Origin of the sequence: Spirosoma rhododendri (genome assembly GCF_012849055.1) — a bacterium.
Classification (GTDB): domain Bacteria; phylum Bacteroidota; class Bacteroidia; order Cytophagales; family Spirosomataceae; genus Spirosoma; species Spirosoma rhododendri.
The window spans coordinates 3,890,855-3,906,385 of sequence record NZ_CP051677.1; the positions used below are offsets into that span (position 1 = coordinate 3,890,855).

12 protein-coding genes are annotated in these 15,531 nt (G+C 56.8%); 4 read left to right on the forward strand and 8 right to left on the reverse strand.

Going from position 1 to position 15,531, the window contains the following annotated elements; all coding sequences use genetic code 11:
• Positions 1-59: 59 nt before the first annotated feature.
• From HH216_RS16155 to dnaB, 8 genes are all read right to left on the reverse strand, one after another.
• Positions 60-965: a glycerophosphodiester phosphodiesterase family protein gene (locus tag HH216_RS16155; RefSeq protein ID WP_169551741.1), complete on the reverse strand. Its 906-nt coding sequence runs from the start codon at positions 963-965 to the stop codon at positions 60-62.
• A 45-nt stretch (positions 966-1,010) separates the two neighbouring features.
• Positions 1,011-2,417 (reverse strand): RagB/SusD family nutrient uptake outer membrane protein, encoded by a 1,407-nt coding sequence (locus HH216_RS16160; RefSeq protein WP_169551742.1) that lies wholly within the window; start codon positions 2,415-2,417, stop codon positions 1,011-1,013.
• Positions 2,418-2,436: 19 nt separating this feature from the next.
• Positions 2,437-5,622 carry a SusC/RagA family TonB-linked outer membrane protein gene (locus HH216_RS16165; protein ID WP_169551743.1) on the reverse strand — a complete coding sequence of 1,062 codons (3,186 nt, stop codon included), beginning with the start codon at positions 5,620-5,622 and terminating at the stop codon, positions 2,437-2,439.
• Positions 5,623-5,744: 122 nt separating this feature from the next.
• Entirely contained in the window at positions 5,745-6,815 is a 1,071-nt protein-coding gene (locus tag HH216_RS16170) for a FecR family protein (protein WP_169551744.1), read from the reverse strand.
• 253 nt (positions 6,816-7,068) lie between these two features.
• Positions 7,069-7,665 carry a sigma-70 family RNA polymerase sigma factor gene (locus HH216_RS16175; protein WP_169551745.1) on the reverse strand — a complete coding sequence of 199 codons (597 nt, stop codon included), beginning with the start codon at positions 7,663-7,665 and terminating at the stop codon, positions 7,069-7,071.
• A 196-nt stretch (positions 7,666-7,861) separates the two neighbouring features.
• A complete protein-coding gene (locus tag HH216_RS16180; protein ID WP_169551746.1) occupies positions 7,862-8,251 on the reverse strand; it encodes a type II toxin-antitoxin system VapC family toxin in 390 nt (129 codons plus the stop codon).
• Positions 8,236-8,463 carry a hypothetical protein gene (locus tag HH216_RS16185; RefSeq protein ID WP_169551747.1) on the reverse strand — a complete coding sequence of 76 codons (228 nt, stop codon included), beginning with the start codon at positions 8,461-8,463 and terminating at the stop codon, positions 8,236-8,238. The genes HH216_RS16180 and HH216_RS16185 overlap by 16 nt, the downstream gene beginning before the upstream one ends.
• Positions 8,464-8,556: 93 nt before the next feature.
• Complete coding sequence (gene dnaB, locus HH216_RS16190) at positions 8,557-10,143, reverse strand: replicative DNA helicase (RefSeq protein WP_169551748.1); 1,587 nt, start codon at positions 10,141-10,143, stop codon at positions 8,557-8,559.
• 358 nt (positions 10,144-10,501) lie between these two features.
• Between dnaB and HH216_RS16195 the strand changes: the two genes are divergently transcribed.
• The 4 genes from HH216_RS16195 (at position 10,502) to HH216_RS16210 (ending at position 15,525) form a co-directional block, all read left to right on the forward strand.
• Positions 10,502-11,461 carry a PhoH family protein gene (locus HH216_RS16195; protein WP_169551749.1) on the forward strand — a complete coding sequence of 320 codons (960 nt, stop codon included), beginning with the start codon at positions 10,502-10,504 and terminating at the stop codon, positions 11,459-11,461.
• Between the two features lie 52 nt (positions 11,462-11,513).
• Positions 11,514-12,800: a M43 family zinc metalloprotease gene (locus HH216_RS16200; protein ID WP_254448458.1), complete on the forward strand. Its 1,287-nt coding sequence runs from the start codon at positions 11,514-11,516 to the stop codon at positions 12,798-12,800.
• Positions 12,801-12,967: 167 nt separating this feature from the next.
• The gene (locus tag HH216_RS16205; RefSeq protein WP_169551750.1) at positions 12,968-13,420 is read left to right on the forward strand and encodes a GNAT family N-acetyltransferase; all 453 of its coding nucleotides are present in this window, start codon (positions 12,968-12,970) and stop codon (positions 13,418-13,420) included.
• Positions 13,417-15,525 carry a ComEC/Rec2 family competence protein gene (locus tag HH216_RS16210; RefSeq protein ID WP_169551751.1) on the forward strand — a complete coding sequence of 703 codons (2,109 nt, stop codon included), beginning with the start codon at positions 13,417-13,419 and terminating at the stop codon, positions 15,523-15,525. The genes HH216_RS16205 and HH216_RS16210 overlap by 4 nt, the downstream gene beginning before the upstream one ends.
• The last annotated feature ends 6 nt before the right edge of the window (positions 15,526-15,531 follow it).

A 15,531-nucleotide genomic window follows, 5' to 3' on the forward strand; every position in this document is an offset into this window, starting at 1 on the left:
CATAAAAAAGCCAGCCTGCGCGGGGCAGACTGGCCGGACGATGGGATAGAAAACGTGGGTTAGCGGTGCAGTTTCCGCTGGCGGAGATACGCGATCAGTTCGGCTGGACGGTCGGTCTGAATCATCGTCGCGCCGTGGGCGATGAGCCAGCCCCAGCCGTCGTTGGGCTGACTTTCTTCCACGCTCCGCTCATCGTCGTGACCCGCGTCCTGACTAGCCCACAGGCTGTTGAACCACAGTTTCGAGCCCGTCTGCGGAATGATCTGGTAGTTGGAGTTGACCAGCGCGCTGTCGCTGCTGAAATTCAGTTCGTAGGCAACAGGTTTCAGGTTCGTTTCGTACGATTGAATCGAGGCTTTGGCGTTGGCTTTCGCCATGTTGATGATCGGCATGTAGGCCAGCTTGCCACCGAGCAAATCACCATTTTCGGCTTTTACTTCCTCGTAGGTCTTGTACGACTTGATGATGGCGTGGTCGACAGTGCCGGTCTTGACCAGTACGTCGTAAGTATCTTTGTAGTAATCGTAGCCCTTGTCGATGTTAATCATCACCCGGTTTTTGGCCGTGTTCATACACTGCTCGAAGGTCGGAATGCGCTGGCGCGTGGGGCCGCCGTGCTCGTTTTTAAGCGTCAGCTTTTGCAGCTCAGCCCAGGTGTAGTCGGCGGGTTTGCCGTGGCCCGACGTTGTGCGGTCGATGGTTTCGTCGTGCATCAGAATCAGCACACCATCTTTGGTTTTCTTCAGGTCGATCTCCACCACGTCGACGCCCATGGCGATGGCGCTTTCGATAGCCCGAACAGAGTTCTCGGGATTGCTGCGCCAGTCGCCCCGGTGCGCTACCACAAGGACCTGCTTACTGTTCGGGTCGTGTAACTGCCGGATGATCGGGTCGACGGGGCGCGTCTGCGCCAGTGTCAGATTCGCCAGCAGGATGCCAGCCAGGAAAAACGTACTGCGTTTCATGATGCGTTAGTTTGACCCCACAGCCGCAGCTAGTGGGGTCGTTTATCAATAGCCCGGATTCTGTTTGATGCTGGGATCGGTGTTGATCTGTCCCTGCGGAATTGGCATCAGCAGGTTGTTGCTTGTAATCGTGATCTGGATGTTGTTGGCTTTGAACCAGTCGTTCATGACCGAAACGGCATTGCCCGACCGGAGCAGGTCGAACCAGCGGTGGCCTTCGCCCACGAGTTCAAACCGGCGTTCGAGGTCGATGGCCGTGCGCAGGTCGCCCTGCGTGGTGGCGGTGGTGTTGGCCAGTCCGGCGCGGGTACGGATCAGATTCAGGGTTGTGGCGGCTCCGCTGGCGTTGCCCAGTTCATTCTGCACTTCGGCCAACATCAGCAGCACGTCGGCATAGCGCAGTACGACGAAATCGCTGCCACCGTCGGTGATGACGGTTGTCGGCTGGGTCAGTTTTCGGGTCCAGGGTGTGCCCGACGAGGTGGCTGTCAGGTACGTTCCTTTGCGCTTGTCAGTGCTGGCATACAGGGCATACAGGCTCTTGGTCGGCAGGTCGTGGCCTTTCGCACCCGACACCGTTCCCGATGGGCTGAACTGCTGGAACATCGTGCTGCCCTCGGTGTTGCCGTTAACGCCCGATGCGAACTGTACCGCGAAGATGATCTCCCTGTTGTTTTCGTTGCTGATGCTGAACACGTCCGATGGGTTGGTCATGAGCGTGTGCTGCCCCGAACTCACCACCGTTTGCAGCAGTGTCTGCGCGTCGGAATAGCTTTTCAGCGTCAGATGCACCTTCGCCAACAGCGATTGTGCGGCTGTTTTCACGACCCGGCCCGGCTGCGATGTTGTCGCGGGTAATACCGAAATCGCTTCGGTCAGGTCTTTCTTGACCTGGTCGTACACCTGCGACGAAGCCGTGCGGCCCTGCCCGAAATAAGCGTTGGGGTCGGTGGTTTCCTGCGTCACGAGCGGAACGTCGCCGTAAAGCCGGACCAGATTGAAGTACAGCAGGGCGCGAATAAACTTCATTTCCCCGACGCGGGCCTGCCGGGTGGCGTCGGTGGCGTAGCTGATGTTGCCGATGCGGTTCAGCACCGTGTTGGCCTTCTGAATGGTGGAGTACGACTGTGTCCAGACCGACGAAATCAGGCTGTTAGACGGGATCGTCGTGAACTGATCGAGCTGACCGTAGATGCCGTCGTCATTGGCCGGTACTTCGTCGTAGGTGTTGTCGGACTGAATTTCGCTGAACGCGGGCAGAAAAAGGCCATACAGCCCGTTGGCCTGCAAATTGGCGTAGACTGCGTTGACGTACTCTTCCGTCTCGGTTTCGTTGCGCAGGAAGTTGCTCAGTACCTTCGAGGTCTGGGGCTCCTGAAATAGTTTGTCTTCGCAGGACGTGGTCAGCAGTGAGCTACCAAGCAGCGCAGTTAATGCAAGTATCTTTTTCATTTTGAGAAATGTCGTTGACTTAAAAATTGACGCTCAGGCCAGCCGTGTACGAGCGGGCAACGGGGTAATTGGCCTGAGAGAACCCGTTGGTCAGCACGTTGCCGGTCGATGTCGCGTCGGGGTTGTAGCCCAGAAATGAGGTCAGCGTAAACAGGTTGTTGGCCGACACATACACCCGCGCGCCCGACAGCTTGATGGCTGATGCCCACGTGCGGGGCAGATTGTAGGCGAGTTGAATGTTCCGCAGCCGCAGGTAGTCGGCATTCTTGAAGAAAATACTCGACGAACGAACCTGCCGTCGGGCGCTCGAAAAGTTGCCCAGGTTGGGCTGCGCCAGAAAGCCGTCGGGGTTGTCGGTGGGGTGGTAGCGGTTGTTGAAGTAGTACGTGTTCGGTACGCCAAACCCTTCACCCGACTCTTCCTGACTGGAAAGCTGCTGATCGAAAATTTTCCGGCCCTGAATACCCATCAGCGAAAAGCTGAGGTCGAAATTCTGGTACGAGAAATTGCTTGAAAAACCGTAGGTAAACTTCGGGTTGTAGGTACCGTAGGTCTGCCGGTCGTTGAGGTCGATCACCCCGTCGCCGTTGAGATCCTGCACGATATAGTCGCCTGTCAGGGTACCCGCCAGGTGAGGTGTCGTATTGATCTGATCCTGCGTCTTGTACACCCCGGTAATGTTGTAGCCGTACATCTGCGCGATAGGGCCACCCACTTTGGTGAGAAACTGGCTGACCGAACCCGTAATGATCTGATCCTGACCGGGGGCCAGCGCCAGCACCTTGTTCTGGTTAGTAGCGATGTTGCCACTGAAACCCCACTTCACCGGCCCCAGATTGATGTTGTTGCCGCTCAGTTCGAGTTCAATACCGCTGTTCTGAATCTTGCCCACGTTCTGAATCGACGAGCTGAAGCCCGACTGTTCCGGCACGGGTACGTTCAGAAGCAGGTCTTTCGTGACCGAGAAATAATAGTCGGCCGACACGGTGAATTTGTTGCCCAGCCCCAGGTTCAGGCCCACGTTGGTGGCGGTTTTGGTTTCCCACGACAGGTTCGGATTTGCCGTCGTCGTGGCTGCGAAGCCCGCTGCCAGCGTACTGCCAAACACGTAGTTGTCGCCGTTGACGAGGGCTTTCGAGCTGTACGAACCGATCTGGTTATTACCCGACTGCCCCCAGCTACCGCGCAGCTTGGCAAACGTGATGACCCGGCTCTTCGGGAAAAATTCTTCGTTCGAGATAATCCAGCCGCCCGTTACCGACGGGAAGTTGCCCCACTTGCGGTCGTTACCGAAGCGCGACGACCCATCGCGCCGGATGGTGGCCGAGAACAGGTACTTGTTTTTGAACGCATACTGCGCCCGCGCCAGATACGAAAGCTGGGTCCAGGTGTAGCGGTCGGCGGTCGCTACGAAGGCACTGGCTCCGCCGATGTTGGTGATGTTGTTATCGGCAATGCTCGACCCCGTTACGACGGTGTTGGCTCCGTTTTCCTGCTGATAGGTGTAGCCGCCCAGCAGGTCAAGCTGATGGTCGGTAAATTGCCGGCTGTAGGTTACCGTATTCTCCGTCAGGAAGTTCGTGACGAAGTCCCGCGATTCGGTCGCTACTGCCGGTTTGGGGGCTGCCGCCCGGTAGCCACCTACATCCGATGGGTTGTAGAAATCGAAGAAGTTACTCCGCACGTCGCCACCCAGCAGCGTCTTGACGGTTAGTCCCTCGATGGGCTGGTAGCTGAGGTACGCATTACCGAAAGTGCGGAAGAGGTTGCGCTGGTTCTTGATTTTATAGGCCAGCGCCACCGCGTTTTCGCCCAGCGCGCCGTCTTCCGGCGTATTGGTATTGATCTGCGTACTGATCGCCAGCGATCCGTCGGCGTTGTAGGGGCTGAACATCGGGTACATGATATAGCCGTTGGCTACGGGGTCGTTCGACCAGTTGGCGTCGTTGCTGAAAAAGTTCTGCACATTGTACGACGGGTTGACCGATACGCCGAGCGTGAACTTGTCCGACAGTTTCGAGTCGATTTTTACCGTACCGCTGTATCGCTTCAGCCCGTTGTTGATCACGATACCCTGCTGGTCGAAGAAGTTGGCCGACACGTAGTAGTTCGTCCTGGCCGAACCGCCCGAAAACGCCAGGTTGTAGCTGCTGATTCGGCCTTTGCGGAAAATCTCGTTCAGCCAGTCGGTGTTGGTTAAGCCCGGTTGGTTATTGAGCCACGGGCTGAGGTAGTTCAGGCGCAACTCGCGCAGGCTGGCCCCTTTGCTCAGGCGGGTGGCGCGGTCGTCGCTGATGCTGCGGCCGGTCGGATTTTTGGAAATGTACCCCCAGTCGCGGGCTTCGGTGAAAAACAGCGCGGCCTGATACGCATCGACGTACTTCACGTTGTCGGCCCGCTCCTGAAAGCCCGTGTACGCGTCGAGCGACACCGTCATTTTCTCCGATTTGCCTTTCTTAGTCGTAATCAGCACAACGCCGTTGGCTGCCCGCGACCCGTAGATAGCCGCCGACGAGGGGTCTTTCAGGATGTCGATGGTTTCGATGTCCTGCGGGTTGACCGAGTTCAGCGACGACCCTTCCGACAGCGGAAACCCGTCGACCACGATCAGGGGGTTACGCCCGGCGGTGAGCGTACCGATGCCCCGAATCACAATCTGCGGATCGGAGCCGGGCTGCGCCGACGCGTCGTTGATAACGACCCCGGCGGCTTTTCCGGCCAGTTGCTGGGCGAAACTACTGCCGTTGTACCGGGTCAGTTCCTGCCCCTTCACCTGCGAAATCACGCCCGTCACCTTTGCCTTCGACTGCGCTCCGTAGCCAATCACGACCACGTCGTTGAGCGTGCGCTGCTCGGGTTTCATCCGAATCAGCAGGCTGTTGTTGTCACCTGCGTTGATCAGAAAATTAGGCGTAATCTGCTTTTCGTAGCCGATGTAGCTGGCCGTAATGGTATAGCGCGTGTTGGTTTTGAGGCCCGTAAACGTAAACAGGCCGCTGGCGTCGGTCGTAGCGCCCCGGTTACTGGCTGTCGATGCGCCGGTTTCGTCGATCAGCACGGTAACGCCGACTAGTGGATCGCCCTTTTCATCGAGCACCGTGCCGCGCATCTGGGCCGTAGTCTGAGCCATCGCCTGCACTGACAGCAGGAGCAGCAGCAGCCAGCCGGGTAATCGGTTCAATCGTATGGGTAAGTACTGTTTCATTGGGATGTTGTGTTACAAAATTTGGCAAAAACGGTTCCTGTTACCCCATTTTGGGGTATTGTAAGCATCGCCGGAGCGACGCAGCAGGCAAGAAAAATTGGATTGGTTTTACATGGATTGACCTATGGAGAACGCCTGACGGTGACCCGGTTCGTTTCCTGGCTGAACGACAAATTGTTGGTTAGGCAAACGGCTTTCAACACGACCCGTAACGAATCGCTATCCGCGAATGAACCCGAGAACGACAACCCCTGCACGTCTGCCGGGTCGAAGTCGATGGGCACGTTATACCGCTGGCTTACCCGGTTGAGCACCGTTTCCAGCGGTTCTTTGGCAAACACCAGCGCCGGGCGCTCAACCCACACCGGTGGCCCTGCCGGTTGAAGAGGGGCTTTCGATACTGGCGCAACATTGCGGAAAGAGGACACCGACAGCCGGGCCGACTGCGTATCGACGTTCAGCTCCTGACCGGGCGTCAGGTACGTATCGGCCATAGTCAGTCCGCTGGCTGGTGTGGCCCGTACCACCACGCGCCCTTCCAGCAGCCGCACCGACACGCGATGATGGGCCACCGTCTGTACCCGAAACTGCGTTCCCAGCGCGGTCGTGGTAATGCCCTCGGCCAATACCGTAAACGGATGCGCCGGGTCTTTCGCCACGGCATACAGCACGTCGCCACTCATGCTGATATCGCGCGATGACTTGCCGAACGGTTCGTAATAACTGACCGAACTACCCGGTTGCAGCGTCAGGGTCGAGCCGTCGGCCATGTTCACGCGCTGCGCTGCCGTCGTGGTGTTGGTACGGTGCGTCAGTTGCCAGGTCGAGCTGGATTTGTGCTGGGCCAGCGTCGGCTCGGGCTGTGCCGGGCGGGTGTACAGCCACACGCTTAGCCCGGCTACCAGCAGCACTACGGCCGCAGCCGCCCAGCGCATCGGTGTACGCCATACCGACAGGCGGGGTTGGGCGGCCTGTTCGCCCTGAATCTGCCGGTGGAGCCGTAGCAGCACCCGCGCCGACTGTCCCGCCGTCAGGGGGGCGGTGGTCGGGTCGTGCTGATCGAACGACCGGCGCAGGTCGGCCTGCCAGTCAGCATTGGGCGCGTCGAGGGCGTCGACGAGCTGCCGCTTTTCTGCGTCGGTCGCTGTTCCAGCCCAGAACTTGTCGAGTAGCTGTTGGGTGCTTTGCTCCATATTCACCCCTAAATACTCCTGCCCTGCGCCGTAGGGGATGCTTCTGGTATTACGGAATTGTTAACGATTGATTTCGTCAAACTAACCCTTGATAATCAGGTGATAACGGAGGGGTAATTGAGCCTCGTAGGGTATTTTGGCTCGGTTCAGGTAGCACGGTATCTGTCAGTTTGCCCGCTGCGGCACCTGATTTTGACAACGATCCAGACTGGTCGAGGTGGCTGTTCAGCGAACTATCAGATTGGCTGACGGGTCAGTCCAGAAACAGCAACAATCCGGCGACAGCAGCCAGTTGAGAGGGGTTGGTACGGGTACGAATGTACTCACGAATGAAGCGGGTCGACTGTTTGAGGTAGTCGTTGACCGACGCGACCGAGATACCCGTCTGTTGGGCTACTTCCTCCGTCGACTGCCCCTCGAAGCGGCACCGCCGAAATACGTCACGTTTACGGGCGGGCAGGTGCTCGACGGCTTCTTCGATCAGGGCCATTTGGAGGCCAAAGAGTTCATCGTCAAGCCGGTCATCATTAGCCGGTACGTTGGATAAGTCAGCCTCCCATTGTACGACGACCGATTCACGCACCTTTTTCCTGACAACTGATAACGCTTTGTTGTGGCTAACGACGAACAGCCAGCCACCAACCGATTTGGTTGTATCGATCTTATGCCGGTTTTCCCACAACGCGATAAACACCTCCTGAAGGATGTCCTCAGCCGTTTCGGCCTGCTTAACCAGCTTGAGAATGTTAGCGTAAACGGGTTGTTGGTAGTGGCCGTAGAGGGCGTCAAACGCAGCCAGGTCCCCCTGCGATAGATCGCGAAGTAACGCTGTTTCTACGTTGACTGTCATCATCGGTGAGATGGATACAGACGAGTACACGGCAGATCAGTCAGCGGTATGCCATTGTGTACCAGCCTATTGTTAGAGTACGATGTCAACGACAAAGGTACAAGACAGGCACCATAAAGTGGGTTTACCAAATTGTGAAGTGGGGCGGCATTGCTGAAGTTAGAGGGGTCGTTGGCTTTGCTGCGGACTGATTGCATTAGTTTACCATCCGCAGCCCGGTAATTCGCTCGAAGTGTTTCCTGTTCAGCGTGGCACACGGCAGGTTGTTGGCTATGGCAGTCGCTGCAATGAACAGATCGGCGATGTCGATAAGGTTTCGATTCTGCTTCAACGTCCTGGTAAGATCGACTGCGACGTTAGCCGTTAGTTTGTCGAACGGCAAAACCGTTGTCCGGTCCAGAAAGCCATTCCAAAAGTCGATTTGTGCCGGGGTAGCACCGATGTAAATCTCATACTCTGTAACGGCAGAGATGCAGTAGCTGTACCCTCTTCTGACCAGAGAAATCAGCGCCGAGTTCGATTTATCGGTTTTCCGAAAGAAGTCAATCAGTATGGATGTGTCGACCAGTATCAGCTTGTCCTCCATTGATTGATGCGCTTTCTTGTTTCGGCGATCTCCTGAATTTGTTCGTCGGTAAACGTTGGTGCTGTCAACAGAAAAGCTTCCAGATCCGAAGGCTGATTTACGGCTGTGTCCGCAGTGTCAACGGCGGTTTTCAGCGTCGCCCACTGCGTTGGTGTCAGGCCCTTCGCTAGCTGAATCAACTGATCGAAATTGATGTCTACCTGTAGCTGCATGGCTGTGGGGGAAAAGTACAACGTGATGGACAACCGCTAAACACGACCGGGAAAACGATTGGTTCAGTACATCCGGCGCAGCCTGATACTCAATTAAAACGGCGTTTCCTTGCTGGGGTCAGCGTTGCCGAAGTTAGAGAGGTCGTTGGCTTTACTACGGAACACGTTACCGCCCGACGGAGGTGCCTCGAAGCTGCTCAGGCCGTTTGTTTCCGGGCTGAATCCCTGCGTGGCTACCGGCTCAAAATACGAGTCGAGGTCGCAGAATTTGGTGAACTTACCCACAAAGCGCAACTGTACCGTATCCAGCGAACCGGACCGGTTCTTAGCGATGATTACTTCGCCGATACCAACCGTTGAGTTACCTTCTTCGTCCTGCGTGATGTTGTAGTATTCAGGGCGATACAGGAAGCAAACCATGTCGGCGTCCTGTTCGATAGATCCCGATTCACGAAGGTCGGAAAGCTGCGGCTTTTTGTCGCCACCGCGTGTTTCCACCGCCCGGCTGAGCTGCGACAGGGCAATCACCGGCACGTTCAGTTCCTTGGCGAGGTTCTTCAACGCCCGCGAAATCGACGCGATTTCCTGTTCGCGGTTACCACCACCTTTGTTCGAAGAATCCCCTGACATCAGCTGCAAATAGTCGATTACGACCATCTGGATGTCGTGCTGCGCTTTCAGACGGCGGCACTTGGCCCGCAGTTCCAGAATGGAAAGGGCGGGGGTATCGTCGATGAAAATGGGGGCTTCGGTCAGCCGCTGAATCTTGTGGTGAAGCTGCGTCCACTCGTGCGGGGCCAGCGTTCCCTTCCTGATTTTCTCCGAATCGATCTCCGCTTCCGCCGAAATCAGACGATTCACCAACTGCACCGACGACATCTCCAGCGAGAAAATCGCGACCGGCTTACCGTGGTCGACAGCCGCATTCCGCAGGGCACTAACGACAAATGCCGTCTTTCCCATAGCTGGTCTAGCGGCTAAGATGATTAGTTCCGTTGGTTGCCAGCCGGAGGTGACGCGGTCGAGGTTGGTGAAGCCGGAGGGGACACCGGTGAGACCTTCCTGATTCTTTTTTATCTCGAGTTCGTTAAGCGCCTGCCGCACGATGGTGCTCATGTCGGCGTAGTTCTTCTTGATGTTCGACTCCGAAATCTTGAAGAGCGACTGTTCCGTGCGGTCGAGGAGTTCAAACACATCGGTCGTGTCCTCGTAGGCATCGCGAAGGATCGTTGACGACATCGCGATCAGGGCGCGTTTCAGTGCTTGTTCCGATACCACACGAGCGTGGTACTCGATATTGGCGGCCGAGTTAACCCGGAAGGTTAGCTCGGAAACGAAGCCACCGCCCCCGACCAGCTCGATCTCACCCGTCTTGCGCAGCTGCTGGGTAACGGTCAGCAGGTCAATGGGATCGGAATTACCGAACAGCGTCAGGATGGCGTTGTAGATACGCTGATGGGCGTCTTTGTAGAATGTCTCGGGCTTGAGAATGTCGACAACCGACGAGAGGGCGTCCTTTTCGATCATGAGTGCCCCCAGCACCGCTTCCTCCAGATCGAGTGCCTGCGGAGGTAGCTTTCCCAGCCCGGTATCGAGCCATTGGTTACCAGCCTGTTGCCGATTACCGGCAAAGCCTTGCTGTTTCCGAAAGTGCTGATTGGGGCGTGGGTTGTTCTCCATGATCTACTGCAAGTTTACGAAAACCTGCCCCGCAGGGCAATACCCCGATGACAAAGATAACCGGCAAATAGCACCCGGACCGGGCGTAACATTCTGGTAATGTTGCGACTATCCGTTTAAAAAAAAGATCACCTTTTGCGCCACGTCGGGCAGGGGGCAGGCGTACTGGTACTGCGGTGAAGACAGCTGGCTGACTGTCAGGAAGGTAGTCGTTTTCGGCGGATAAATCCAGTAGTTTCCCGGAATCGGTCAGTTTCAAACAAAAGTAAGCAGGGCGAATAATTTTTCGGTAACTGGTGTTATATACGCAGAGAAATCGCTTACTTTTCGGAATCACATTTTAAACGCAACGCATCGTTTGGTCGAAAAAGTCATCACCCTCGACAACGTCTCGCTCATCGACTTTCTGGGCGTAGAGAACACGAATATTCGGGAAATCGCAGCTGCATTCCCGATGAGTAAAATCATTTCGCGCGGCAACGAAATTCGCATCAAAGGCACCACGCCGGAGATCACCCGGATCAGCGACATTCTGGAATCGTTGCTGGAGCATTACCAACGGTACGGCAAAGTCACGCCCGACAATGTGCAGAATTACCTGGGTCAGAATGGCGTAGCTGCGTCAGGAACGGTGCCGCCTGTGCCGCCCGACGACGACGAAGTGCTGGTCTATGGCAACCGGGGTGTCGTGGTTCGGGCCAAAACCGACAACCAGAAAAAACTGGTTGAAGCCGCAGAAAAGCATGACCTGGTGTTTGCTATTGGTCCGGCCGGAACGGGTAAAACCTACACCGCCGTAGCCATAGCGGTACGGGCGCTTAAGAATAAAGAGGTCAAGAAAATCATCATTACCCGCCCGGCCGTTGAAGCGGGCGAAAATCTGGGCTTCCTGCCGGGCGACCTGAAGGAAAAGATCGATCCGTACCTGCGCCCGATTTACGACGCGCTGGATGATATGATTCCGGCGGAGAAGTTGAAGCTGTACCAGGAAAACCGCATTATCGAGATTGCGCCACTCGCGTACATGCGCGGCCGGACGCTCAACAACGCGTTTATCCTGCTCGACGAAGCCCAGAACACGACGCCTATGCAGATGAAGATGTTTCTGACCCGGATGGGGCCATCCTCGAAAGCAATCATCACCGGCGACCGGTCGCAGATTGACCTGCCTAACAAGCAGAAGTCGGGACTGGTCGAATCGGTCGACATCCTGAAGCCCATTAAAGGCATAGCATTTGTGGAACTGGATGGGAGCGACGTGGTGCGTCACCGGCTGGTGCGCGAAATTATTACAGCGTATGAAAAAGCGGGGCAATAGCCTGAGCAACATTTTATCGAAAACCGGCTGGTCTGCACTGGCCGGTTTTTGCATGTCCCTGCTTTTGGCGCCGACGCTGCTGGCGCAATCCGGCGGAGAGTCGTACCGGCAGCGGTGCGGTACGACCGAATACGAAAAACGGGTGCTTCAGCTGCGCGACCCCAACCGTCAGCGGAATATCGACGCGTTGAACCAGCAGGTTGAGCAGTTACAGACCCGGCAAAAATTACTGCGTCAGTCGGCGGCTCAGACCATCTACCGCATTCCGGTGGTGGTTCACGTCATCCACAGCAACGCGTCGAATGCCATCGGGGGGACCGATAACGGCAATATTTCTGACGAACAGATTGCCTCGCAGATTCAGGTGCTGAACGAAGATTACCGGCGGCAGTCGGGTACGCCCGGTGCCAACACAACTACCCTCAGTGCCGACGCCGGGATCGAATTTTTCCTGGCCACGCAGGACCCCAACGGGGCCGCGACAACCGGTATCACCCGCCATTACTACGCCCAGAAATCGTCGTTCGATGTGTTCAGCGACGATGGACTGCTGTCGACTATTGCGTACTGGCCCAGCAACCGGTACCTGAACATCTGGGTGACGACGCTGGATAATAACTACCTCGGCTACGGGCAGTTTCCCACCACCGCTGACACACTGAAAGGGCTGGTTGCTTCGCAGAACGAACGAATCGACGGCGTGATGGTCGATCACCGGTACTTTGGCCGGCAGATTGGTACCGTGCGTAGTTCGGTGTACTGCTGTGGCCGCACGATTACCCACGAGGTTGGGCACTGGCTGGGGCTGATTCATACCTGGGGCGACGGCGACGGCTGCGCTGACGATTACGTCTACGACACGCCACCTACCAAGGGGCCGAATCAGACGACGCAGTGCCGCACGACGTATTCAACCTGCGTCAACAACGTCCGGACGCGCGACCTGACGGAAGATTACATGGACTACTCACCCGATGGGTGCATGAACTTGTTCACGGTCGGGCAGGTGGCTCGCATGCGGGCGGTGCTGCAATTGAGCCCCCGTCGTCAGCAGTTGATTAACTCGCTGGTTACGGTGCCCGAGTCCGACAACCTAACCATCAACGTGTACCCCAATCCGGCAGCCGCCGACCCGACGGTCGAAGTAAAACTAAAGGGTAGCCAGTCATTCACTGTCGGTTTGTACGACGCGTCAGGGCGGTCTGTTCGGTACTACACCTATGCCAGTTCGCCCAGCACACGGGTGACCCTGTCGACGGTCGGGTTATTGTCGGGTGTTTACATCGTTCGTGTCAAAACCGACAACGAAACGGTCAGCAGCCGACTGGTGGTGCATTGACGGCAGTACGGTTTTCGGTTTATAGTGTACGGTTTACGGAAAGGGCTGTTATTTTGCGGCTTTGACTAGCCAGTTTTCGGTTGCCAGTATTCAGTATACGGTTTACATAATTGATAAGCGTATGCCGAAAACTGCAAACCGAGTACCGTAAACCGTTTACAGACAGTATGATTACCGTTCTCCCTATTACCGACCCTGCTGATCTTGATGCTGCTTTTCTGATTCGTCGACGTGTGTTCGTTGAGGAACAAAACGTGCCCGCCGAGGACGAATACGATGAATTTGAAACAACCAGCCTGCACTTCCTGGCGCGGGTCGATGGTGCACCGGCTGGTACGGCCCGCTGGCGTCGCACGTCGAAGGGCGTCAAGATGGAGCGGTTTGCGGTGCTGAGCGAATTTCGGGGGGCAGGGGTTGGAAAGGCATTGGTTCAAACGGTCCTTGACTCTGTCTTTAGTCAGTTGCCCGAACCGGTCGAAAGTATCTATCTGCACGCGCAGGTAACGGCCATGCCGCTTTACGCTGGGTTTGGTTTCGTGCCAACCGGCCCACAGTTCGATGAGTGCGGCATTACGCACTACAAAATGATACTTCCCGCGTCGGCCTATCCCAAGCAATGACCGTACTGCCGTTCGTGCGCGCCGTCGCAGGACTGGCGGCCGGTATCCTCCTCTACACCTGGTTGCCCGATCAGTACTGGCTTCCCGTTTTGCTGGCCGTAGCCGGAAGCGGTGTCGTCGGCTGGCTGTTGGTGCGGAAATCGTTCCGGCAGGCAGGAGTAGCGTTGGGGGTTGCCCTGACCGGACTGCTGATGGCGATGGGTTGGGGCGTGACCTGGCTGCATACGGCCCGCAACGACGCCAATAACCTAACTCACCTGACTGATACGCTGCGGGCGTATGAAGGTATCGTGACGGCGCAACCCGAAGAACGCGCGAAAACGTACCGCGTCGAACTGGCCGTACAGCAAGGCCAATGGGGAACCAATGTCGACTGGAAACCCCTGAGTGGACGCGTAATCGTGTACCTCGATAAGGCTGCCGGTTCGGTACCGCGTTATGGTGACGTATGGCTCGTTAACGGGGCACCGCGACTAATCGATCCGCCGTTCAACCCCGGTGAATTCGACTACAAAACCTACCTCAGTCGGCGGAATATTTACCATCAGCAATATCTGCGGCCGTATCAACGGCGGGTGATTGGTAATGACCCACCCAACGCGCTGACCGATATTGCCATACGCGTCAATCGGTGGGCTGATAGTGTGTTGACCCGGCAGATCGGTACGCGGGCCGAATATGGCATTGTTAACGCCATGATTCTGGGCGTGCGCGATGATCTTGATTCAGAACAGTACCGGGCTTACGCTACCGCCGGAGCCGTGCACATCCTGTCGGTGTCGGGGCTGCACGTCGGTATTTTATTTTTCGTGCTTACGTGGCTGATCGGTCTAACGGCTGGAAAGCGCGACGATCGCGTCTGGCTGATCGTGCTGCAACTGGCGGTGCTCTGGTTCTACGCGCTCATCACGGGATTCTCACTGCCGGTGCTGCGGTCGGCGGCCATGTTTTCGATGCTGCTGCTGGCAAAGGCGCTGCAACGCCGGGCACCCACGGGTCATTCGCTGAGCGTCGCCCTGTTTTTTATACTCCTGTACGACCCCTACGCCCTGTTGTCGGCGGGACTGCAACTGTCGTCGCTGGCCGTGCTGGGCATTGGCGCGTGGCAGTCGCCCCTGTATCAGTCGCTGACGTTTCGGTACAGATTGGCCAACAAGCTTTGGCAGATTACGGCGGTGGCCCTGGTGGCGCAACTCGTTACGTTTCCGCTGGGGGTCTATTACTTTCACCAGTTTCCGACGTATTTCCTGCTGGCTAACCCGGTCGTCATGGTACTGTCGATGGTGTTGCTGCCGCTGGCTATGGCAACGCTGGCGTTCGGCTGGGTGCCGTACCTGAACGTCTGTCTGGGCTGGCTGTTGCAGAAAACGGCCTGGCTGCTCAACGAAGCTGTAAGCCGGACGGGCCAACTGCCGGGCGCTGCCTGGGGTAACCTGTGGCTGTCGCCGGTTGAGTTGATACTGATCTACGCGCTTATTTTGCTCGGTGGGGTGCTGCTGCTAAGTCGTAACCGCAACTGGCTGTGGCCGCTGAGTGCAACGGCACTCGTGCTGGTTGTCCTGATGGTGCTGGGCGACACGGATCGGATGCAACAACGTCGGCTGGCGGTTCATTTTCTGCCCCATCGCACGGCTGTTAGCTTCACAACGGGTAATCGCAGCCTGCTGCTCACCGACCTCGACACGACGGATCAGCGGTCGTACGAGTTCTACCTGAAAAACACCTTTGGTAGCTGGGGTATTCCGGAGCCGAAGCGGGTCGATATTCGGCAGGTGTCAATGGGAGAAGTCGCCAAAACTGCCACCACGACATACTACAGCCGTGACTATAGCCTGCTGGTGTGGCAGGGCCGCTCGATTCTTCTCGTGAACCGCTTGTCGAATTACCACCACTGGCGACTACCGGCCGTGGTCGACTATCTGATTATTCGCCGAAACGCCCTGCGCGACTGGGATCAGCTGGCAAACCGTGTTGTGGCCCGGCATATCATCTTCGACGATTCCAGCCGCACCCCGCTGACCGATCAGTTGCTGGCAGACGCAAAAATGCGCCACATTGCCTGCCACTCGGTCCGGCAAATGGGCGCATATGTGGATGAGTTTTAAGGGCGG